This is a genomic window from Bradyrhizobium macuxiense (assembly GCF_007993935.1).
Taxonomy (GTDB): Bacteria; Pseudomonadota; Alphaproteobacteria; order Rhizobiales; family Xanthobacteraceae; genus Bradyrhizobium; species Bradyrhizobium macuxiense_A.
Genome location: NZ_VITY01000008.1, coordinates 1 through 21,558 on the forward strand (window position 1 = coordinate 1; position 21,558 = coordinate 21,558).

At 65.8% G+C, this 21,558-nt stretch carries 22 protein-coding genes; 9 read left to right on the forward strand and 13 right to left on the reverse strand.

Translation table 11 applies throughout. The features are described from left to right. Nucleotides 1-130: 130 nt before the first annotated feature. Nucleotides 131-2,752 carry a TIGR02302 family protein gene (locus FBZ93_RS21175; protein ID WP_146988166.1) on the reverse strand — a complete coding sequence of 874 codons (2,622 nt, stop codon included), beginning with the start codon at nt 2,750-2,752 and terminating at the stop codon, nt 131-133. A 171-nt stretch (nt 2,753-2,923) separates the two neighbouring features. Between FBZ93_RS21175 and FBZ93_RS21180 the strand changes: the two genes are divergently transcribed. Together FBZ93_RS21180 and FBZ93_RS21185 are read left to right on the forward strand one after the other, a co-directional pair. Next, complete coding sequence (locus FBZ93_RS21180) at nt 2,924-3,304, forward strand: carboxymuconolactone decarboxylase family protein (protein WP_050629459.1); 381 nt, start codon at nt 2,924-2,926, stop codon at nt 3,302-3,304. Nucleotides 3,305-3,498: 194 nt separating this feature from the next. Then, a complete protein-coding gene (locus tag FBZ93_RS21185) occupies nt 3,499-4,410 on the forward strand; it encodes an NAD(P)-dependent oxidoreductase (RefSeq protein WP_146988168.1) in 912 nt (303 codons plus the stop codon). A gap of 301 nt (nt 4,411-4,711) precedes the next feature. Here the strand turns inward: FBZ93_RS21185 and lysA are convergent, their stop codons facing one another. The 3 genes from lysA to argH form a co-directional block, all read right to left on the reverse strand. Next, nucleotides 4,712-5,977, reverse strand: a complete 1,266-nt coding sequence (lysA, locus tag FBZ93_RS21190) for a diaminopimelate decarboxylase (protein ID WP_146988169.1) — start codon at nt 5,975-5,977, stop codon at nt 4,712-4,714. Between the two features lie 99 nt (nt 5,978-6,076). Beyond that, a complete protein-coding gene (lptM, locus tag FBZ93_RS21195; RefSeq protein ID WP_146988171.1) occupies nt 6,077-6,346 on the reverse strand; it encodes an LPS translocon maturation chaperone LptM in 270 nt (89 codons plus the stop codon). 92 nt (nt 6,347-6,438) lie between these two features. Beyond that, nucleotides 6,439-7,836, reverse strand: coding sequence for an argininosuccinate lyase (gene argH, locus FBZ93_RS21200; protein WP_146988173.1), 1,398 nt, complete (start codon nt 7,834-7,836; stop codon nt 6,439-6,441). A 187-nt stretch (nt 7,837-8,023) separates the two neighbouring features. Here argH and tlpA point away from each other — a divergent pair, with 187 nt between their 5' ends. Beyond that, entirely contained in the window at nt 8,024-8,704 is a 681-nt protein-coding gene (gene tlpA / locus FBZ93_RS21205; RefSeq protein ID WP_146988175.1) for a thiol:disulfide interchange protein TlpA, read from the forward strand. Here the strand turns inward: tlpA and FBZ93_RS21210 are convergent, their stop codons facing one another. Both FBZ93_RS21210 and FBZ93_RS21215 read right to left on the reverse strand, forming a co-directional pair. Then, complete coding sequence (locus tag FBZ93_RS21210) at nt 8,705-8,893, reverse strand: putative motility protein (RefSeq protein WP_146988177.1); 189 nt, start codon at nt 8,891-8,893, stop codon at nt 8,705-8,707. Between the two features lie 96 nt (nt 8,894-8,989). Next, the gene (locus FBZ93_RS21215; protein WP_146988179.1) at nt 8,990-9,847 is read right to left on the reverse strand and encodes a LysR substrate-binding domain-containing protein; all 858 of its coding nucleotides are present in this window, start codon (nt 9,845-9,847) and stop codon (nt 8,990-8,992) included. A 103-nt stretch (nt 9,848-9,950) separates the two neighbouring features. On the opposite strand from FBZ93_RS21215, the gene FBZ93_RS21220 reads away from it, so the two are divergent. Genes FBZ93_RS21220 through FBZ93_RS41765 form a run of 3 tightly spaced genes read left to right on the forward strand, consistent with a single transcriptional unit; the run spans nt 9,951 to nt 11,664 of the window. After that, the gene (locus FBZ93_RS21220) at nt 9,951-10,334 is read left to right on the forward strand and encodes a tautomerase family protein (RefSeq protein ID WP_146988181.1); all 384 of its coding nucleotides are present in this window, start codon (nt 9,951-9,953) and stop codon (nt 10,332-10,334) included. After that, nucleotides 10,331-11,542, forward strand: a complete 1,212-nt coding sequence (locus FBZ93_RS21225) for a pyridoxal phosphate-dependent aminotransferase (RefSeq protein WP_167529147.1) — start codon at nt 10,331-10,333, stop codon at nt 11,540-11,542. Before FBZ93_RS21220 ends, FBZ93_RS21225 begins: the two co-directional genes overlap by 4 nt. Continuing rightward, nucleotides 11,539-11,664 carry a hypothetical protein gene (locus tag FBZ93_RS41765; protein ID WP_283810831.1) on the forward strand — a complete coding sequence of 42 codons (126 nt, stop codon included), beginning with the start codon at nt 11,539-11,541 and terminating at the stop codon, nt 11,662-11,664. Before FBZ93_RS21225 ends, FBZ93_RS41765 begins: the two co-directional genes overlap by 4 nt. An 11-nt stretch (nt 11,665-11,675) precedes the next feature. Here FBZ93_RS41765 and FBZ93_RS21230 read toward each other — a convergent pair whose 3' ends face one another. From FBZ93_RS21230 to FBZ93_RS21250, 5 genes are all read right to left on the reverse strand, one after another. Next, nucleotides 11,676-12,557 carry a 3-hydroxybutyryl-CoA dehydrogenase gene (locus FBZ93_RS21230; protein WP_146988183.1) on the reverse strand — a complete coding sequence of 294 codons (882 nt, stop codon included), beginning with the start codon at nt 12,555-12,557 and terminating at the stop codon, nt 11,676-11,678. Between the two features lie 248 nt (nt 12,558-12,805). Next, the gene (locus FBZ93_RS21235) at nt 12,806-13,756 is read right to left on the reverse strand and encodes an electron transfer flavoprotein subunit alpha/FixB family protein (protein ID WP_146988185.1); all 951 of its coding nucleotides are present in this window, start codon (nt 13,754-13,756) and stop codon (nt 12,806-12,808) included. Beyond that, complete coding sequence (locus FBZ93_RS21240) at nt 13,756-14,505, reverse strand: electron transfer flavoprotein subunit beta/FixA family protein (RefSeq protein WP_146988187.1); 750 nt, start codon at nt 14,503-14,505, stop codon at nt 13,756-13,758. The genes FBZ93_RS21235 and FBZ93_RS21240 overlap by 1 nt, the downstream gene beginning before the upstream one ends. A gap of 117 nt (nt 14,506-14,622) precedes the next feature. Next, nucleotides 14,623-15,195 carry a cob(I)yrinic acid a,c-diamide adenosyltransferase gene (locus FBZ93_RS21245; RefSeq protein WP_146988189.1) on the reverse strand — a complete coding sequence of 191 codons (573 nt, stop codon included), beginning with the start codon at nt 15,193-15,195 and terminating at the stop codon, nt 14,623-14,625. Between the two features lie 32 nt (nt 15,196-15,227). Next, a complete protein-coding gene (locus FBZ93_RS21250) occupies nt 15,228-15,422 on the reverse strand; it encodes a twin transmembrane helix small protein (RefSeq protein ID WP_028340366.1) in 195 nt (64 codons plus the stop codon). Nucleotides 15,423-15,588: 166 nt separating this feature from the next. On the opposite strand from FBZ93_RS21250, the gene FBZ93_RS21255 reads away from it, so the two are divergent. Further along, the gene (locus tag FBZ93_RS21255; protein ID WP_433995435.1) at nt 15,589-16,449 is read left to right on the forward strand and encodes a YihY/virulence factor BrkB family protein; all 861 of its coding nucleotides are present in this window, start codon (nt 15,589-15,591) and stop codon (nt 16,447-16,449) included. On the opposite strand, the gene FBZ93_RS21260 is transcribed toward FBZ93_RS21255, so the two are convergent. Both FBZ93_RS21260 and gluQRS read right to left on the reverse strand, forming a co-directional pair. Beyond that, nucleotides 16,376-17,698 carry an ATP-binding protein gene (locus FBZ93_RS21260; protein WP_146988193.1) on the reverse strand — a complete coding sequence of 441 codons (1,323 nt, stop codon included), beginning with the start codon at nt 17,696-17,698 and terminating at the stop codon, nt 16,376-16,378. The two genes, FBZ93_RS21255 and FBZ93_RS21260, sit on opposite strands and share 74 nt — an antisense overlap. Nucleotides 17,699-18,005: 307 nt before the next feature. Continuing rightward, the gene (gene gluQRS, locus FBZ93_RS21265) at nt 18,006-18,875 is read right to left on the reverse strand and encodes a tRNA glutamyl-Q(34) synthetase GluQRS (RefSeq protein ID WP_146988195.1); all 870 of its coding nucleotides are present in this window, start codon (nt 18,873-18,875) and stop codon (nt 18,006-18,008) included. 187 nt (nt 18,876-19,062) lie between these two features. On the opposite strand from gluQRS, the gene FBZ93_RS21270 reads away from it, so the two are divergent. Together FBZ93_RS21270 and FBZ93_RS21275 are read left to right on the forward strand one after the other, a co-directional pair. Continuing rightward, nucleotides 19,063-19,716, forward strand: a complete 654-nt coding sequence (locus tag FBZ93_RS21270) for a DNA-3-methyladenine glycosylase family protein (protein WP_146988197.1) — start codon at nt 19,063-19,065, stop codon at nt 19,714-19,716. 167 nt (nt 19,717-19,883) lie between these two features. Further along, nucleotides 19,884-21,455, forward strand: a complete 1,572-nt coding sequence (locus tag FBZ93_RS21275; RefSeq protein WP_146988199.1) for a glycosyl hydrolase family 17 protein — start codon at nt 19,884-19,886, stop codon at nt 21,453-21,455. The last annotated feature ends 103 nt before the right edge of the window (nt 21,456-21,558 follow it).

The following is a 21,558-nucleotide window of genomic DNA, read 5'->3' on the forward strand; positions in this document are numbered from 1 at the left end:
CTCGAGCACGGTCTGCCCCCACACGCTTCTCCATCGCAACCTCCTTTGCTGGAGTGTTGCGACGAGCGGTTGAATCCGCCCTGGATCGCCCGGTCAAAGCCGGGCGATGACAGCGAAGATGATGGCGGGATCAATAATCCTTCAGCAGCCGCTCGATGTAATCGAGCTCGATCTGCGGGCGTGACGGATCGGCGAGGCGGCGGCGCAGTTCCTCGAGAATGCGGCGGACGCGCTGGACGTCGATCTCGCCGGGGATCTTCACCGTGTAATCGTCGCCGAATTCGCGGCCGTGCAACGGGCGGCCGAGCGGATCAGTCTGGTTGCCGCCGCTCTGCTGACGGCCGGCGCGGTTGCCGGGGCTGTCGCCGGGCTGGTCGCCGTCACCCTGCTGCATCGCGTCCGCAAGGCTCTGCGCGCCCTTGCGCAGCGCATCGAGCGCGCGGCCTTGCGAATCCACCGCGCCGTCGGCATTGCCCTCGCCGAGCCGCCCGGAGGCATCGCCCATCGCGGAATCGGCCTGGTCGAGCCCGTCGCCGTCATCGTCGCCCTGGTCGCCGCCTTGCTCGCCTTGCTGGGCCTGATCGCCTTTCTGACCCTTTTGGCCCTTCTGGCCGCGCTGATCCGGACCCATGCCGCGCTTGGCGAGCTCTTCCTGCAGCTTCTTGAGGCGGTCGCGCAGCGCCTGCTGATCCTGCTGCAGGTCGCCCATCGACTGATCGCCCTGCTTGCCGCGCATGCGGTCGCGGCGGGAATCCTGGCCCTGCTTGAAGGTCTTGTCGCGCAATTGCTGCTGCTTGCGGATCATGTCGCCGAGCTCGTTGAGCGACTGCTGCATGTCGTCGTCGCCCTGATTGGGCTGCGCCATCTGCAGGTTTTCCAGCATCTGCTGCATCTGTTCGAGCAGCTGCCGCGCCGCATCCTTGTCGCCGGAGCGCGACAGCCGCTCCATGCGATCGAGCATGTTCTTGAGATCCTGCTGGCTCAGCACCTTGGCATTGGGATCGAGCGGACGCGCGAGCTGCTGCGGATTGTTGCGGAACTGTTCGACCATCTGGCGCAGGAAATTGTCCAGCGCCGCGCGCAGATTGTCGGTGAGCTTCTTGATCTCCTCGTCGCTCGCGCCGCGCTCCAGCGCCTGCTTGAGCGCGTCCTGCGCCGCGCGTAGCGCCTTGTCGACATCGCTGATGTTGCCGTCCTCGATGGTGACGGCGAGCGCCCACAGGCTGGCGACCACCTCGCGCAGCTGATCGTCGGTGCGCGCCGCCTCGAGCTGGCGGGCCACGGTGTGGAGGCCGAGATAATGGCCGGTCTCCGGCATGAACATCTCGGGCGCGATCATCAGCGCGTCGAGCGCGGCGTAGACCTGGCCGTTCTGGTTGGCATCGAGCGCCAGGATACGGCGTTGCTCGATCAGCGCGCGCGCCAGCGGCTTGGTGAACAGCCGCTCCGGCAGACGCATGTTGAAGGGCTCGCTCTTGCCCTCATTGCCGGCCTCGTCCTTGGCGGTCAGCGTCAGCGTCACGTCGGCGCCGGCATAGGGATCTTCGCTGAGGTCCTTGACGGTCTGGCCGACGCCGTTGCGGGTGCGTGCATTCGGCAGCACCAGCGGGAATTGCGGCGGCTCGAACAGCGGCCGCGGCTGCGCGGCCTTGCCGTCGGCATCCTTGGTCGCTTCCTTGGTTGGATCCTTGGGCGCATCGGCGGGCCGCGCCGCGAATTGCGCACGCGCTTCGGTCACGCCGTAATCGTCCTCGAGCTTGTAGGACAGTTGCAAGGCGCCGCGCGCCTGCCGCTCCGGATCCTTGGCGAGCGCAATCGACGGCGGACGGTCCGGCGTCGCGGTGAATTTCCACTGCGGCTGGCCGGCCGGCGCGCGGACATGCGCGGTGCCGTCGCCGGTGATCTTGAAATGCCGCTCATTGGTGCCCTTGGGCGCCTGTCCCTCCGGCGCCACCTCGGTGACGCCGCCACCGACCACGACGTCGATGGTGCCGCCGCTGGAGCGCACCAAGAGCGTGCTGCTCGAGGGAACCGCGAGCGGGGTGGTGTCGGCCGCGTTGGCGTCCTTGTTGGCGTTGGAGAGAATGATCGGCGGCTTGCCGGTGTAGTTCGGCGGCGTCACCCAGGCATCGACCCGGACATTGGCCGGCGCCATGATGCCGTTCCAGTCGAACGCGGAAGCGACCCGCAGCCCGCGCTCGTCGCCGGCCGCGACATAAGTCGCGACCAGCATCACGATGACCAGCGCGCGCAGCGCCCAGGGGTCGTGCAGCGAAACGCGCGGCCGCGGCAGGCCGGCGCGGATGCGCTTGATCGACGCCAGCGTGCGCTCGCGCTGTGCCTGCCACAGCGCCAGCGCGAACGGGTCCTTGTTGGTGAGCGTATCGGAGAGCGTGGTCGCCGGGCGATGGCGGATTCCGGCGCCGCGATCGAGCCGGCTCAGGCCCTCCTCGCGGCTCGGCCAGCGGAAGCGCACCAGCGGCAACAGCGCCGCGAGCGCCGCAAGGCCGAACAGGGCGGCGCCGGCGAGCCGTGCGGCAAACGGCAGCACCAGCCACAGCCCGGCCCAGGACGCGACCAGGAACAGCCCTGCAACCGTCAGGAACCGCGCCAGATGCGGCCAGGCCCGTTCCCATGCAATTGCGAATTTTGCCCGCTGCAGAGCCTCGGTCAGTTTCAGCCGCGCGATCGCATCGCTGTCGCGGACGGCGCGTGACGGGCTGTCAGACGGGTCGATGTTGGCTCCGCTCAATAAAATCTCCGGGGTAGCCGGCAGGTCAGCCTAGCACGGCGGCGGCTTTGAGGCACCCGTTCCCCGGCGTAACCCACACCGGGAATTACGCATAACACGAAGGCGTGACTGCGGCGATTCGACCCCGTAACGTCCCGGCCGAACCAACGCCTTAACGCATGAGGAAACGATATGGACCAAAAAACGCACGACAAGGGGCTCGAAATCCGCAAGGCGGTGCTCGGCGAGGCCTATGTCAACAATGCGCTGAAGAATTCGGACAGCTTCAACAAGCCGTTCCAGGAACTGGTCACGGAATATTGCTGGGGTGCGGTCTGGGGCCGCGAGGAGCTGCCGCGCAAGACCCGCAGCATGCTCAACCTCGCGATGATCTCGATCCTGAACCGGCCGCACGAATTGAAGGCGCACATCAAGGGCGCGCTGACCAACGGCGTGTCGCGCGACGAGATCCGCGAGATCTTCATGCAGGTCTCGATCTATGCCGGCATCCCGGCCGGCGTCGACAGCTTCCGCATCGCGCGCGAGGTGTTCGCCGAGCTCGACAAGGCGTGAGGCCCGGCTGCCTCCGCATCGTCGTCCCGGCGAAAGCCGGGACCCATAACCACAGGCTTTCGTGGTGAGAACATGCGGGGGCTCCAGCGGAGCACAAAATCAGCCGCGATGGTAATGGGTCCCGGCCTTCGCCGGGACGACATTGAATGCGGGGCACGCGACTTCGCCGCATAACGACGTAGAGGAAACAACCCATGGAAATCGGATTCATCGGCCTCGGGAAGATGGGCTTCCCGATGGCGCGCCGGCTGATCGAGGCCGGCCACAAGCTCACCGTGTTCGACACCAGCAAGGACGCGCGCGACAGGTTGGTTGCACTCGGCGCTGCGGCAGCATCGTCGCCGAAGGACATCGCCGACCGCGTCGAGACCGTGATGGCGAGCCTGCCCTCGCTGCAGGCTTCGCTCGAGGTCGCGACCGGCCCAGGCGGCGTGATCGAAGGCACGCGCGTGAGGCGCTTCATCGATCTGTCCACCGTCGGCTCGCGGATGGCGGTGAAGATCAACGATCTGCTGGCCATAAAGAACATCGTGCAGATCGACAGCCCGGTCTCCGGCGGCGTCTCCGGCGCCGAGAAGGGCACGCTGGCGGTGATGGTGTCGGGCCCGCGCGCCGATTTCGAGCTGGTGAAATCCGCGCTCGACGTGATCGGCAAGGTGTTCTTCATCGGCACCAAGCCCGGCTCCGGCCAGACCATGAAGCTCGCCAACAACTTCCTGTCGGCGACCGCGATGGTCGCGACCTCAGAGGCTGTCGTGATGGGCGTGAAGTCCGGGCTCGATCCGGCCGTGATGATCGACGTCATCAACGCCGGCTCGGGGCTGAACACCGCGAGCCGCGACAAGTTTCCGCGCTCGGTGCTGCCGCGCAGCTTCGACTTCGGCTTCGCCACCGGGTTGATGGTCAAGGACGTGCGACTCGCAGTCGAGGAAATGCGCGCGCTCGGGCTCTCGATGGAAGTCGCCGAAGCGGTCGGCCGGCTTTGGGAGGTCGTCATCCGCGACGAGGGACCGGAGTCGGATTTCACCGCGGCGATCAAGCCGATCGAGAAGGCCGCGGGCGTGATCGTCGGCGGCGGCAAGGGTGGCAGTCACGCCGCGAAGTGACGGCGTAGGATGGGTGGAGCGAAGCGATACCCATCATCGCGCCGCGCGGATGCAGTTTGATGGGTATCGCTGCGCTCCACCCATCCTACAAGAGCGGCCAAATAAGCACCGTCGTCCCGGGCAAGCGACTTGTCCGCCGTAGCTCAACGAGCGAAGGCGGAAGCGCGACCGGGGACCCATAACCACAGGGCTTTGTGGTGAGAACACGCTGGGGCTCCAGCGGAGCACAACAACGCGTTCGGTGGTTATGGGTCCTGGCTTTCGCCAGGACGACACCGAAGATGAGGCGCGATCTCGGCGCTCACAGCCACGGTGCCGGCTTGTCCATCGCGATCAGCGCATCGACGTCGATGCGCGGGCGCACGACAGCGTACCGGTCGTCCTTGACCAGCACCTCCGGCACCAGCGCCCGGGTGTTGTAGGTGCCGGACTGCACCGCGCCATAGGCGCCCGCGGTCATGATCGCGAGGAGATCGCCGGCCTTCGGCTGCGGCAGTGCGCGGTCGAGCGCGAGATAATCGCCGGTCTCGCAGACCGGACCGACCACGTCGGCGACCATGGTCGGCGTGCCCGCGGCCGGCTCGCGCACCGGCAGGATGTCGTGATGCGCCTCGTACAGCGTCGGCCGGATCAGATCGTTCATCGCGGCATCGATGATGACGAAGTTCTTGGCCTCGCCCGGCTTCACATGAATTACGCGGCTGACCAGGATGCCGGCATTGCCGACGATCAGGCGGCCGGGCTCGAACATCAGCGTGCAGCCGAGATTATGCGTGACGCGCTTGACCATCGCGGCATAGGCATCCGGTGCCGGCGGCGCGGCGCGGTCCATGTAATAGGGAATGCCGAGGCCGCCGCCGAAATCGATGTGCGAGATGTCGTGGCCGTCGGCACGCAGCGTCTGCACGAACTCGGCGAGCAGCCGGAAGGCGACCTCCATCGGGCCGAGATCGGTGATCTGGCTGCCGATATGCACGTCGGTGCCGGTGACCTTGATGCCCGGCAGCTTCGCCGCGCGGGCATAGACCTCACGGGCGCGCGCGATCGGGATGCCGAACTTGTTCTCCGACTTGCCGGTCGAAATCTTGGCGTGGGTGCCGGCATCGACGTCGGGATTGACCCGCACCGAGATGCGCGCGGTCGTCTTCATCTCGACCGCAAGGCGCGACAGCATCTCGAGCTCAGGCTCGGACTCGATATTGATGCAGAGGATGTCGGCGGCGAGCGCGGCGCGCAGCTCGCTTTCGGTCTTGCCGACGCCGGAGAACAGGATCTTCGACGGCGGGATGCCGGCGGCCAGCGCCCGCTTCAATTCGCCGCCGGACACCACGTCGGCGCCGGCGCCGAGCTTGGCCAGCGTGCGCAGCACCGACTGGTTGGAGTTCGCCTTCATGGCGTAGCAGACCAGCGCCTTCTCGCCGGCGAAGGCCTCGGTGAAGACGCGGTAGTGCCGCTCCAGCGTCGCCGTCGAATAGCAGTAGAACGGCGTGCCGACGGCTTCCGCCAGCTCGATGAGATTGACCGCCTCGGCATGCAGCACGCCGTTGCGATAGTCGAAATGGTTCATGACACGCTAGGTAGTTTGAGCATGATCTCCGCGCAAACGCGTTCCGCGTTTGTCGCGAGGGAAAACCGCTTCGCACTTTTCCGGATCATGCTCGAGAAGCTAATTGCCGAGCAGCGGATCGAGCACGAAGGGCCGTTTATTGCCACGCGTCGCGGCCGGCGCGGCATCCGAGCCATAGGTCGGATTGAACACGCTGGGCTGCGCCGCCCGCTCGCTCTCGGTGTCGCTCGGTGCGGCGCCCGGCGCGGCGTTCGCGGTCGGCGGCAGGTCGAGCGGTCCCTTGCGGCCGCAGCCGCCGAGCGCCAGCGCTGACACGCTCAGCACAATGATGGCCCATCCCGAGGGGGTCAGGCGGTTCTTGCTAATCACGACGAATTCCCCAATTCGGGCGGCACCATACAAACATTGGCGTGCTCTGGCGAGAGGCGGAGCGCTGAGAAATCACGGCCAAATTTTCCCGTTCAGCCCAATTTTCGCTCTTTTTCCAGCCGCTTGGCCCAGGCCTTGGCCTGCGCCATCACATTCTTCGGCGCCGTGCCGCCAAACGAGGTCCGGCTCTTCACCGAGGATTCGACGCTGAGCACCTTCAACGCGTCGGCCGTGATCCTCGGCTCGACCTCCTGCATGGCCTTCAGGGGGAGTTCATGCAGCGCCACGCCCTGCTTGGAGGCCAGGCCGACGATCCGCCCGGTAACGTGGTGAGCATCGCGGAACGGCATTTTCAGGCTGCGCACCAGCCAATCGGCAAGGTCGGTCGCGGTGGCGTAGCCCTCGCCGGCCGCGGCCTTCATCTTCGCCTCATCCGGCACCAGATCCTCGACCATGCCGGTCATGGCGCGGATCGCAAGCGACAGCGCCTCGAAGGCCTCCATCGCGCCCTGCTTGTCCTCCTGCATGTCCTTTTGATAGGCGAGCGGCAGGCCCTTCATCACGATCAGGAGCGCAGTGAGCGCGCCGATCACGCGGCCGGTCTTGGCGCGCACCAACTCGGCCGCGTCCGGATTGCGCTTCTGCGGCATGATCGACGAACCGGTCGTGAACTTGTCGCTGAGCCTGACGAGGCCGACCAGCGGCGAGGTCCAGATCACGATCTCCTCGGCGAAGCGCGACATATGCACCGCGCAGATCGCGGCCGCGGAGAGCGTCTCCAGCACGAAATCGCGGTCGGACACTGCATCGAGCGAATTGGCCATCGGCCGGTCGAAGCCGAGCGCCTTCGCCGTCGCGGCGCGGTCGATCGGAAACGAGGTGCCGGCGAGCGCCGCGGCGCCGAGCGGCGATTCGTTCAGCCGCTTGCGCGCATCGGTGAAGCGGCCGCGGTCGCGGCCGGCCATCTCGACATAGGCCAGCAGATGATGGCCGAAGGTCACCGGCTGCGCGGTCTGCAGATGGGTGAAGCCCGGCATCACGGTTCCGGCATGCTCCAGCGCGCGGGTGACCAGCGCCTGCTGGAACGCAGCCAGCGCCGCGTTTGTCTCGTCGATGGTGTCGCGGACATAGAGCCGGAAATCGGTCGCCACCTGGTCGTTGCGCGAGCGCGCGGTATGCAGCCGGCCCGCCGCGGGCCCGATCAATTCGGACAGCCGCGACTCGACATTCATATGGATGTCCTCGAGCGCGCGCTTGAAGTCGAAATCGCCCTTGCCGATTTCTGACAAAATCGTGTCTAGACCTTTACCGATATTTTTCGCATCAGCTGACGTGATAATGCCTTGCGCGGCGAGCATCGCGGCGTGGGCCTTGGACGCGGCAATGTCCTGGGCATAAAGGTGCCGGTCGACGTCGATGGAGACGTTGATTTCCTCCATGATCGCGTCGGGACGTTCCGAGAACCGGCCGCCCCACATCTTGTTGCTCATGACATCTCGCTCACGAATTTGTATTGCAGGCCCTGCTGTTTCATCGGCCGTAGCGGCGAAACAGCATGGCGGTTCCGAACGTATTAGCTCGTTGTATGAGCATGATCTTTTCGGAAAACCGCTTCGCACTTTTCCGGATCATGCTCCAGCACTCCATAGCCACATCTGACCCAGGATGACAAACGATATGCCCGAGACGCCCCCATCCGAACCGACCGCCAAGCCGACTGCCAAGCGGCGTATCCCGCTGGTGGTTGGCGCCGTGCTGGTCGGGGCCGTGCTCGGCTATATCGGGGTCTCCAGCCTCAGGCATCCCGCCGGCGGCGACGTCGCCTGCAACAGCGCGGTGGATCTGGCCAAGAAGATCGCTCCGCTGGCCCATGGCGAGGTCGCGGCGCTGACCATGGCGACCACCCCCTTGAGGCTCCCTGACCTGGCCTTCGAGGACGCCAATGGCCAGCCGAAGAAGCTGTCGGACTGGCGCGGCAAGACCGTGCTGGTGAACCTGTGGGCGACCTGGTGCGTGCCCTGCCGCAAGGAGATGCCGGCGCTCGACAGCCTGCAGACCAAGCTCGGCGGCAAGGATTTCGAGGTGGTCGCGATCAACATCGACACCCGCGACCCGGACAAGCCGAAGAACTTCCTGAAAGAGGCCAATCTGACCAAGCTGGATTATTTCAGCGACCGGAAAGCCAAGGTCTTTCAGGACCTTAAGAACATAGGCAAGGCGCTGGGGATGCCGACCTCGGTGCTGGTCGACGGCAAGGGCTGCGAAATCGCCAATATCGCCGGCCCCGCCGAATGGGCGAGCGACGATGCGATCAAGCTGGTGAAGGCGGCGCTAGCGCCTGCCGCGGCCGGCTTCTGATCAGGCGACGGCGTTGAGGTTGCCGCCAATGCCGGCACCGAGATTGGCGGTCGACGGCGCGCCGAGCAGGGTCTGAACCGCGAACTTTTCCGCGTCGAGGTTCTGCTTGGTCACGCGGGTCGCGATCTCACCCTGCAGATTGCCCTGCTGCATCGAGAGGATGCTGGCGACCATGCTCATCGTGTCCATACGCGGTACTCCCAAGTTCGACCTTAGGTAGCGCGCGAAAGTTAATGCTTGGGTAACGGATGGCAGCGTCAGGCTGACGCATCGTTTGAATGACGCTCAGGCCGCGTTCGCCGCAAAAGCCGCGCCGAGGGTGCGCAGCGCCTGCCGGGTCCGCGCATCCGACAGCTTCGAGTGCAGCATGACGTCGCGCGACGGCAATGGCGGCAGGCCGAGCCGCGGCCCGAGGTCGACGGTATCCGCCGGCGCCACCCGGCGCGCCAGCGCGGCGACGGCGAGGCCTGCTGATATCGCGGCCCCGATCGTCGAGAGACCGCCACCGACGAACGCCTCGGTCCAGGCGATGCCGGCGGCGTCGAGAGCCTCGACCGCCATGGCCCGCACGCTGCAGGGCTCGGCTTGCGTCGCGAGACGCAGCGGCTCGCCCGGGCGATGGTGAAAATCGGGCGCGGCCATCCAGCCGAACGGCTCCTCGAACAGCACGTCGCCGTCGCGGCGCCTGGCGTCGTGGCGCAGCGCGATCGCTGCATCGAGCTTGCCGTCGTCGAATGCGCCGAGCACCGCGCGCGACGTGTCGACGTGCAGCTGGATCACCAGGCCGGGATCGGTGGCGTTCATCCGCTTCAACAGCGAGGCCAGCTCCGATCCGACGATGTGGTGGCTGATGCCGACGACCAATCGCCGATGCTCGACCGCAAATGAGCCGATCGCCGATTGATGCGCGGCAACCAGATTGCGCGCGGCGCCAAGGAAGGCCGCGCCTTCAGCGGACAGCCGGACCAGCCGCGGCGTTCGCTCAAGCAGCCGCCGTCCGAGCCCGTCTTCCAGACGCCTGATCTTCAGGCTGACCGCCGACTGCGTGGTCTCCATGACCTGCGCCGCGCGGGTGAAGCTGCTGAGGTCGGCCACCAGGACAAAGGCCTGCACCGCCTCGACGTCGAGTGCCTTCATGGCCATTCATTTCAATTAACAATCATTGAAATGCGATATCATACGGTTTTTCAATGATCAAGGAGCGCCTAAGGTCGGCCGAAAGCAACGACCGCCAGGAGCCACCATCATGCCGCTGACCCGCGTCTCATTGCGCCGGGGCAAGCCCGCCGCCTACCGCAAGGCGATTCTCGACAGCCTCTATCGCGCCATGCGCGAGACCTTCGATGTGCCGGAGGGCGATCGCTTCATGACGATCTCCGAGCATGACGGCGACGATTTCAGCTATGGCGCCGATTACCTCGGCATCAGGCGCAGCGACGATCTGGTGATCATCCAGATCACGGTCAGCAACACCCGCCCGGTGGCGCAGAAGCAGAAGCTCTATCGACGGATCGCCGAGCTGCTGACGGAAGGTCCCGGCCTGCGCCGTGAGGACATCTTCATCAACCTCGTCGAGGTGCTTCCCGAGAACTGGTCGTTCGGCAATGGCGAGGCGCAGTACGTCCGATGACCGCGACACCGATCCTCTCGCCGCGCATGAGCGGCATCAAGGCCTCGCCCGCATCGGTGCTGCGCCGCCGCGCCCGGGAGCTGCGCGCCGCCGGGCGCGACATCATCGAGCTTTCCTCGGGCAATCTGGATTTCCCGACGCCTGACCATGTGATCGCGGCGGCGCATGCAGCGGCATTGCGCAGCGAGACCCGTTACACCGATGTCGACGGCACGCCGGAGCTGAAGCGGGCGGTGCAGGCCGCCCTGCTGCGCGACCATCGTCTCGACTATCGGCTGGATGAGATCGTCATCACCAACGGCTCGACGCAGGCGCTGTTCAACGCGTTGCTGGCGACACTGGCGCCCGGCGACGAAGTGATCGTCCCTGCGCCCTATTGGGCGCCCTATCTCGATCAGGTGCGGCTGGCAGGCGGCACGCCCGTGGTCGTGCCGTGCGCGCAGAACAACGGCTTCAAGCTGCGCGCGGAGGATCTGCAGGCGGCGATATCGCCGCGGACGCGCTGGGTCGTGGTCAACAATCCGGTCAATCCCTCGGGCGCGCTGTATTCGCGTGAGGACCTGTCCGAGATCGTCACGGTGCTCTTGAGGCATCCGGACATCTGGGTGCTTGCCGACGGGGTCTACGAGCACATCGTGTTTGGCGGCGCGCCCGCGCCGACGCTTGCGGACATCGAGCCGCGCCTGAAGCCGCGGACGCTGACCGTCAGCGGTCTCGCCAAGTCCTACGCCATGATGGGATGGCGCATCGGCTATGCCGCCGGCCCTTCGGCGCTGATCAGCGCGATGATCGCGATCCAGTCGGAGACCACGTCCGGCGCATCGTCGATCAGCCAGGCCGCTGCGGTCGCCGCGCTCGATGGCGCACAGGATGTGCTGCTCGCGCGCGCCGCCATCCTTCGCGCGAGGCGCGATCGCTTTGTCGAACTCGTCAACGAATGCGCCGGCCTCTCCTGCACACCGCCGGAAGGCACGTTCTATCTGCTGGCCGGTTGCGCCGGCGTGATCGGCAAGCGCACTGCCGACGGCAAGGTGATTGCGAGCGATCGCGATTTTGCGACCTACCTGCTTGAAAAGGCCGATCTGGCGGTGTTCCCCGGCGAGGATCTCGGGCTGTCGCCCTATGTCCGCATCAGCTTCGCCAACCCGTCATCGATCATCGAGGAAGCCGGCATGCGGCTGAAGCGTGCCTGCGAGGCATTGCAATGACGCACCACGCGCCGAGCCAGCGTCTCGCGCTGACGGCGCATCTGTTCGGTCTTGGAACGGGTGTGACAATGATCGTCGGTCTCGTGCCCGCGACGCTTGCGCTGCTGCGGGCACTGAACTGACGAGCGGTGGATTACCGCGTCGGGACCGGCTTGTCGCCGCGATAGTCGTAGAAGCCGCGCTGGGACTTACGCCCGAGCCAACCGGCCTCGACATACTTCACCAGCAGCGGGCACGGCCGGTACTTGGAGTCGGCCAATCCCTCGTGCAGCACCTGCATGATCGACAGGCAGGTGTCGAGGCCGATGAAATCGGCGAGCTCGAGCGGGCCCATCGGATGGTGCGCGCCGAGCTTCATCGCGGCATCGATCGCCTCGACGTTGCCGACGCCTTCATACAGCGTGTAGATCGCCTCGTTGATCATCGGCAGCAGAATGCGGTTGACGATGAAGGCGGGAAAATCTTCCGACACCGCGACCTGCTTGCCGAGCTTGGCGACGAACGCCTTGGCGGTGTCGAAGGTCGTGTCGTCGGTGGCGATGCCGCGGATCAGCTCGACCAGCTCCATCGCCGGCACCGGATTCATGAAGTGAATGCCGATGAATTTCTCCGGGCGGTCGGTCGAGGCGGCGAGCCGCGTGATCGAGATCGACGACGAGTTGGTCGCGACGATCGCGTCCGGCTTCAGCACCGCGCAGACCTCGTGGAAGATCTTGCGCTTGGTCTCTTCCTTCTCGACCGCGGTCTCGATCACGAGATCGCAATCGGCGAGCGCATCGAGCGTCTCGGAGGAGGTGATGCGGTCGAGCGCCTGCTTGCGCTCGGTCTCGCTGATCCCCTTCTTGGCGACCTGGCGGGTCAGATTGCCGTTGATGGTCGCCAGCGCCGACTTCAGCCGGTCGCCGGACACGTCGTTGAGCACCACATCGAAGCCGGCCAGCGCCGCCACATGGGCAATGCCATTGCCCATCTGGCCCGAACCGATCACGCCGACCTTTTTGATTGCCACCGTCATCTTGTCATCCACCGGAACGGCGCGCATGTCGCGCCTGCCCAATCCCAACGATACCCGAAGCGAAGCCTTCCGGGTTGCCCAATCCGCCGGAAAACGCTTCCTGGGACCATGATGTGATGACAGGTCATCACACAAGGGTCCCATTTCCCCCTGTCGGGCACGATCCTTCCGGAAAAACGTTTCCGGATCATTGCCTCGAAAATCATAACACCGGCCGGAGCTTAGCCATCCGGCCGGCGTCTTGTTGCTTACTTTCCGAGCTTGCCGAGCGCTTCGGTGAGCTCCGGAACCGCCTGGTAGAGGTCGGCGACCAGGCCGTAATCGGCGACCTGGAAGATCGGCGCGTCCTCATCCTTGTTGATGGCGACGATCACCTTGGAGTCCTTCATGCCGGCCAGATGCTGGATCGCGCCGGAGATGCCGACCGCGACATAGAGTTCCGGGGCCACCACCTTGCCGGTCTGGCCGACCTGCCAGTCGTTCGGCGCATAGCCGGCATCGACCGCGGCGCGCGAGGCGCCGACGCCGGCGCCGAGCTTGTCGGCGAGCGGCTCGATGTATTTGGCGAAGTTCTCGCGGCTCTGCATGGCGCGGCCACCCGAGACGATGATCTTGGCCGAGGTCAGTTCCGGACGGTCGCTCTTGGCGACCTCCTCGCCGACGAACGTCGACAGGCCGGGATCGGCAGCCGAAGCGGCGTTCTCGATTGCCGCGCTGCCGCCTTCGCCGGCCGCGGCGAAGGTCGAGGTGCGGACCGTGATCACCTTCTTGGCGTCCTTCGACTTCACGGTCTGGATCGCGTTGCCGGCGTAGATCGGCCGCTCGAACGTGTCGGGCGCGACGACCTTGATGATCTCGGAGACCTGCATGACGTCGAGCAGCGCCGCGACGCGCGGCATCACGTTCTTGAAGCGCGAGGTCGCGGGCGCGACGAAGGCGTCATAGCCGGGCGCCAGCGCGACGATCAGCGCGGCCAGCGGCTCGGCAAGGTCGTGCTCATAGGCGGGGCCTTCGGCCACCAGCACCTTGCTGACGCCGGCGAGCTTGGCGGCTGCTTCCGCCGCCGCCTTGGTGCCCTGGCCGCCACCGGCAACCAGCACATGCACATCGCCGCCGAGCTGGCTCGCCGCGGTCAGCGCCTTGTTGGTCGAGTCCTTCAGGGTCTCGTGGTCGTGTTCAGCAATCAACAGCGTCGTCATCAGAGAACCCCGGCTTCGGTCTTGAGCTTGTTCACGAGTTCGGCGACGTCCTTGACCTTGACGCCCGCCTTGCGGCCTGCCGGTTCCGCGGTCTTCAGCACTTCCAGACGCGGCGTGACATCGACGCCGTAGTCGGCGACGCTCTTGTCGTCGATCGGCTTCTTCTTCGCCTTCATGATGTTGGGCAGCGACGCATAGCGCGGCTCGTTGAGGCGGAGGTCAGTGGTGACGATCGCCGGGCCCTTCAGCTTGATGGTCTGCAGACCGCCGTCGACTTCGCGCGTGACCTTGAAGTCAGCCCCTTCGACCTCGAGCTTGGAGGCGAAGGTCGCCTGCGACCAGCCGAGCAGCGCGGCCAGCATCTGGCCGGTCTGGTTCGAGTCGTCGTCGATCGCCTGCTTGCCGAGAATGACGAGGCCGGGCTGCTCCGCCTCGACCACCGCCTTCAGGATCTTGGCAACCGCGAGCGGTTCGACATTGCCTTCGGCCTTGACCAGGATGCCGCGGTCGGCGCCCATCGCAAGTCCGGTGCGAATGGTCTCGGAGGCCTGCGCGGGTCCGATCGACACCACCACCACTTCGGTCGCCTTGCCGGCTTCCTTCAGCCGCAGCGCTTCCTCGACGGCGATCTCGTCGAACGGGTTCATCGACATCTTGACGTTGGCGAGCTCCACGCCCGTCCCGTCACTCTTGACGCGGACCTTGACGTTGTAGTCGACGACCCGCTTTACCGGCACAAGAACCTTCATCGATCCTCTTTCGCTTTGATTTTATGGGTTTCGGTTGGCTGGCGCGGAACCTAAAGGTCCCGTTTCCCCCGGTCAACGCGCCAAAGCCAAAAAACCGTCACCTGGTTTTGAGCCAGTCTAACGGTTCTGGCCCGGCACCCACAACACGTCTCCCGCCCCCTTATTGTTCTGGAAGCGGCTGGCAACGAACAGGAAATCCGACAGGCGGTTCATATACTGAATGCCAGCCGCATTGACCGGCTCGTCGGGCCGGGCGGCGAGTTCCACCATCATCCGTTCCGCGCGGCGACATATCGTCCGGGCAAGATGCAGATATGCGGCGGCAGGCGTGCCGCCGGGCAGCACGAACGAGGTCAGCGGTGCGAGCTGGTCGTTGAGCTGGTCGATGTCGCGCTCGAGGCGCTCGACCTGGCTTGCCAGCATGCGCAGGCGTTCAGCCTTGCCCTCGCGCTCGGGCACTGCAAGGTCGGCGCCGAGATCGAACAGATCGTTCTGGATCCGGCCGAGCATCGCATCGACCTCGGGACTATCAGCCAGGTGCAGCCGCACCACGCCGATCGCGGCGTTGGTCTCGTCGACGGTGCCATAGGCGGCAACCCGCAGATCGTATTTCGGCCGCCGCTCGCCGGAGCCGAGCGCGGTGGTGCCGTCATCGCCGGTGCGCGTGTAGATCCGATTGAGAACGACCATGGCCGTGATCTCCTAAGGTTTGCGCATCGCCCTTATCGCCCCATCGCCCAGACCGCGAGCATCGCGATGACGATGGCGACGAACTGCAGCAGCACGCGCAGCCGCATCAGCTTCTGCGACGTGTTCGGCGAGCCGCCCTTCATCATGTTGATGAGGCCGAGCAGGAGCACCAGCGCGACGGCGCCGACGGCGATGGGAAGAATGATCGTGCTGAGAAGAGATGTCATCTGCGGTACATAACACCGCATGACGCGGACTTCCACACAGGCGGCCGATGCAACCAACTGGCTTTTCAGTGCGTAATATCAGATGCTGGGTCCGTTCTCGGACCGAGCCGTTTTCGACAATGCCGGGTGGAATGTGAAGCAGCTTCGTTACGTCACCCACGTCGTGATGGATGCCTTTTACACGTTCCTCGCCGATGACGGCTGGGCGATCGCGAGCCACATCGCGCTGTCGACCCTGATGGCGCTGTTTCCGTTCCTGATCGTGCTGACCTCGTTGGCCGGCTTCTTCGGCTCCAAGCAGCTTGCCGACCAGGCCGTCGGACTGTTGTTGCAGGTCTGGCCGGATCAGGTCGCCGGGGCGCTGTCCGGCCAGATCCACGACGTGCTGACCAACACCCGCGGCGACATCCTGACCATCGGCGCGGTGCTCGCGGTCTACTTCGCCTCCAACGGCGTCGAGGCGCTGCGGGTGGCGTTGAACCGCGCCTATGCCGTGATCGAGCCGCGGCGCTGGTACTGGCTGCGGCTGGAATCGATCGGCTACACGCTGGTCGCGGCGTTCACCTCGCTCGCGATGGCGTTCCTGATCGTGCTCGGGCCACTGATCATCGAGGCGGCGCGGCGCTATATCCCGTTCTTCGTCGAATCCAACGAGAGCCTGCTCAACATCGCCCGCTACGGCATCACGATACTGGCGCTGGTCGTCGCGCTGTTCATCCTGCATGCCTGGCTGCCGGCCGGCCGCCGCGGCTTCACCCAGATCCTGCCCGGCATCATCTTCACCATGGTGGCGTCGCTGCTCTCGGGCATCGGCTTCGGCATGTACCTGGCGCGCTTCGCCAACAATTACGTCACGATGTATGCGGGGCTCGCCTCGGTAATCATCGCGCTGGTGTTCATGTATTTCATCGCCGCGATCTTCGTGTTCGGCGGCGAATTGAACGCCGCGATCATCAAGTCGCGGTTGCCGCACGGCGTGTCGCTTCATGCAGCGCAGTCGCGAGCGCCCGCGGAGACACAGGCTTGACCAGGAAGGCGTCGGCGCCGGCGGCACGTGCCGCGGCTTCATCCTCGGCGCGGCCGGAAATCCCGACGATCACGATTCGGCCGTGCGGCGGCGGCAGTGCGCGGATGCGCTTGATGGCTTCGACGCCGCTGATGCCGGGCAGCACCATGTCCATCAGCACCGCATCGAAGGCGCCCTGTCCGAGCCTGTCGGCAGCGCCCTCGCCCTGACCGATGAATTCGGCGTGGTGACCGAGCTCGGTCAGGATCGTGTTGAGCACGACGCGGCCGAACGGATTGTCCTCGACGCTGAGCAGCCGCAGCCCCTGCGATGACGGCGCTGCCGCGCCTTCGCCCGCGGGCGCACCGGAGGGGCCTTCGGCTGCGACCAGCACCACGTTGAGCGTGAAGGTGGTGCCGCCGCCGGAGCGCTGGGCCGCGACGACATCGCCGCCCATGGCGCGCGCAAGCTGCTTGACCGAGGACAGGCCGAGCCCGGAGCCGCCGAACCGCGCGGCGATCGAGACATTGGCCTGCGAGAACGGCCGGAACAGGCGCTTGACCTCCGCTAGCGTCAGACCGATGCCGCTGTCGGAGATCGCAAAGGCAATGCCGATCCTGCCGTCCGCGCGCCGCTTCGCCGCGTTCTTGGCCGCAGGCACCGGCGCGACGTGCAGCTCGATGCTGCCCTGCTCGGTGAACTTGACGGCGTTGTCGATCAGGTTTTCCAGCGCGGCGCGCAGGCGGACCGGATCGCCGACCGCGAAGGCGGGCAGCTTGCCGGAGATCTCGACCGAGGCCCGCAATCCCTTGGCTGCGGCCCGGCCGGCCAGCGAATCGCCGGCATGGCGCGCCAGCGTGCGCAGGTCGAAGAAGTCCTGCCGGATCTCGAGCCCCGGCCCCTCGCTGCGGGCGGCATCGACGAACAGGGTCGCAAGGCTCGCCAGATGTTCGGCGCCGGCTCTGATGGTATCGACCCAGCGCCGCTCGCGCTCGCCGAGCTCCGACGTCGCGAGCAGGTTGCTGATCGCAAGGATCCCGGTCAGCGGCGTCCGTACCTCATGGGCAAAGGCGGCGAGCGCGGTCTCGACCATGCCGGGACCGGACTTGGCTCCGGACTTGGCTCCGGACTTGGCTGATGTCTTTGGCGCGGCCCGCGTGTGGCGCGGCTTGGCCGCCGCCTTGGTCTTGCGGGTCTTGGCGGCGCGGGTCGTCGACGGCGCGCCTTTTGCTCGCCGCTTGCTGCGCCGTCCGCGCGATGATGTCGCCATGATCTCCGTGACCCCGCCCCGCAGGCAACATGGCATGCCAGGAGTGGCAGAGTCACGGCGCCGTTTGGGAGGAGCCAAGGCAAATCAGGATGATGGTAATCGGTCCATCCACAAGAGCCGGGCTAGCGCAGGGGTACCTCCAGCCAGAATGTCGAAAACAACCCCATGCAAAGGAGACGGCGGCCGCCAGCGTCCGACGCCGCACTTGACATGTCGGGCAAATCGGCGGTATTTTTCTATTATTCCGAAATCACACGAGCCCGCTCGCCTCCGCAAGAGGAAGAGGAGCGCGCACCTTGGTGGCGAACTACACCAAACCGACCAGACGGCGCACGTCGGACGGGCTCGTCCCGTCTGCCCGCAGCTCGCGTAGCCCGGTCGCCCGGGTCGATTTCGACAGCTTTTGGCCCGCCGCATCCCGGATCAGCGCATGGTGCCGGTAGACCGGCGCGGGCAAGCCAAGCAGCGCCTGCAACAGCCGATGCACGCTGGTCGACCAGAACAGGTCAATGCCCCTGACCGCATCGGTGACGCCTTGCAGGGCGTCGTCGATCACGACCGAGAGATGGTAGCTGGTTGGGGTCTCCTTGCGGGCCAGGATCACGTCGCCCCAGGCCTCGGGCCGGGCCGCGACGTCTCCGCTCTCGCCGGCCGGTCCCTCGCCCGCTTCCTGCCAGGATAGGCCGCCGGCGCGGGCAACGGCTGAGGCCATGTCGAGCCGCAGCGCGAACGGCGCGCCCTGCCCGATCAACCGGTCGCGCTCCTCGGCCGACAGCGATTTCGCCGTTCCCGGATAAAGCGGCGCACCGTCCGGATCGCGCGGCCAGGCGCCGCCCGCCTCGCGTTCGGCGACCAGTCGCGCGATATCGGCGCGGCTCTCGAAACTCGGATAGACCAGCCCCTGCGCCGACAGGCGGTCGATCGCGGCGCCATAGGCGGCAAAATGCTCCGACTGCCGCCGCACCGGGGTCTCCCAGGCGATGCCGAGCCAGGCGAGGTCCTCGTAGATCGCCTCTTCGAATTCGACCCGACAGCGCGTCGCGTCGATGTCCTCGATCCGCAGCAGGAAGCGCCCGCCCGACTGCCGCGCAAGATCGTGGTTGAGCAGCGCCGAAAAAGCGTGGCCGAGATGCAAATAGCCGTTCGGACTCGGGGCAAAACGGAAAACGGGTGGCATGGCGTTTGACCGGGCCTCATTGCCGGGCTCGATCCGGCAATCCATCTGGAGAAGACTCTGTTACGATAGGAGATGGATGCGCGGGTCCCGGCTACGCCAAGGCTTCGCCGAGGCCCGCGCATCCAGGCTCGCCGGAGCTTTAGCAGAGGCGGCAAGCCCGCGCATGACGAGTCGAAACGATCCCGCAATGCTGATTCATCTCGAAACCCAGGCCGACCTCGACGAGGCCATCCAGAAGCTGGTCGACCAGGATCGCCGCCTGCGCCCGATCCTCGAATCGACCGGCATGCCGGCGATCCGGCAGCGCGAGCCCGGGTTTGCGGGACTTGCCGCGATCATCTGCGGCCAGCAGCTGTCGACCGCGAGTGCTGCCGCGATCTGGGGACGCGTCAGCCAGGCATTCGACCCGTTCCATCATGATGCCATCCGCAAGGCGCGCGCCGACCGGCTCGGCCGGCTCGGATTGTCCGCTGCCAAGATCAAGACGCTCAAACACATCGCCCGCGAGCTCGCCGAGGAGCGGCTGAACCTCGACGTGCTCGCCAACGAGGAGGCCGATGCGGCGCACAACACGCTGACCGCGCTGCCCGGGATCGGCCCATGGACCGCCGACGTGTACCTGCTGTTCTGCCTCGGCCACGGCGATGCGTGGCCCGCCGGCGACCTCGCCGTGCAGGAAGCGGTCAAGGTCGGGCTCGGGCTGAAGGAGCGGCCGACGCCGAAGCAGATGGCGCCGCTTGCCGAGCCGTGGCGGCCGCTGCGCGGCGCCGCCGCACATCTGTGGTGGGCGTATTATCGCGTGCTCAGGAATCGCGAAGGCGTGATCGCGAGCGCGAAGTAGGCCGTTGATAAAAACGCTGCGGCTGCGCGATCGCATGCTATAGCATCAGCAGAACAATACTTATTCAATTTGCCGACCTCGCCCATTTCGCCGCTAAGCACATCCTTCATGCAAGGAGGACGGACCTGGTATCGATCCGTACCCCGCTGACGCTTCTGCTGATATGCCTGGGCGCTATCGCCACAGCGTGGTGGTGGCTCGGCATCCCGGTCAACCTGCCGCGCGCGCCGATCGATCCGAACGACAAGGTCCAGTGCATCTCGTACGCACCGTTCCGAAACAATCAGACATCACTATCGCCGGCGACGCAGGTCTCGCCGGAACAGATCGCGGAAGACCTCGCCCAGCTTGCCAAGATATCCCACTGCATCCGCACCTATGCGACCGACCTTGGCCTCGACCAGATTCCCGGACTTGCGGCCAAGGCAGGGCTGAAAGTCATCCAGGGCATCTTCCTTGATCGGGACCGCAAGAAGAATGCGACGCAGGTCGAAACGGCGATCCGCCTCGCCAGGGAATATCCGGACACGATCATCGCACTGGTGGTCGGCAACGAGGTCTTGCTGCGCAAGGAAATGGCGGCGTCCGACCTCGCCGCCCTGATCCGCTCGATCAAGGCGCAGGTCAGCGTCCCCGTCACCTATGCCGAGGTCTGGGAGTTCTGGCTGAGCAATCGCGAACTTTCCGACGCCGTCGACTTCGTCACGATTCACATCCTGCCCTATTGGGAGAACATCCCAATCCGGGCGGATTTGGCCGCCGCGCACGCAGACGAGATTCGCAAGCAGGTCGCAGCGGCATTTCCGGGCAAGGAGATCTTTATCGGAGAAATCGGCTGGCCGAGCGAGGGGCGGATGCGCGAGTCAGCGCTGCCGTCGCGCACCAATCAGGCGCGCGTGGTCGCGGAGGTGCTCGACCTGGCGCGGCGCGAGCATTTCCGCGTCAACCTGTTCGAGGCCTATGACGAAGGGTGGAAGCGCGAGATCGAAGGCACGGTCGGCGGCTCCTGGGGCCTGTTCGATTCCGAAGAGCGAACGCTGAAATATCCGGCCGGCGTGCCGATCAGCAATTTCCCACTCTGGAAACTGCAGATGGGCAGCGGAATGGCGCTGGCGATCCTGGTGTTCGGCGTCGCCTGGCTGACCTTGCGCCGCAAGCCGAGGGAGCCAATGGAATCGACGCTCGTGCCATGGCTGGCAGTCGGGCTGTCGGCGACCACAGGCGGAATCCTGTTCGGGGTCGCGGCGCAACGACTGGTCTATGAAAGCTACGGCACCGGAGGCTGGCTGGTGTGGGGCTCGCTTCTCGCGGCGGCAACGGCGTCGCCGGTGTTCGGCGCCAACGCGCTGGTGTCGGGTCGCGCACCGCCCAGCTTTGCGGAACTGCTGGGTCCGAAGGGCTACCACACTGAATCGATGCTGGTGACGATGCACGGATTGGCCTTGATGGTCACCGCGGTGATCGGCACGGCGACCGCGCTCGGCCTCATCTTCGACCCGCGCTTCATCGATTTTCCGTTCGCGCCTCTCACGATGGCGGCGGTGCCCTTTGCAGCCATGACGCTGCTCAATCCGCCCGCGAAGGGAAGCCGCCCGCTGGCGGAATCGATGTTTGCCGGCATTTACCTTGCGGCCGCAATCTATACGGCGCTCAACGAAGGGCCGGAGAACTGGCAGGCGCTGTGGACTTGCGCCGCCTTCCTGTTGCTCGCGATGACGCTGTGGCGGGCGCGGGCCTGAGCATGCGCTCTAGCTTTAGGGCGCGTAGTCATAAATCCGGTACAGGCGTGCGGAAATGGTGGGGTCTGGATTGCCCTAACAAGCAAACATCAACGATGGCAGA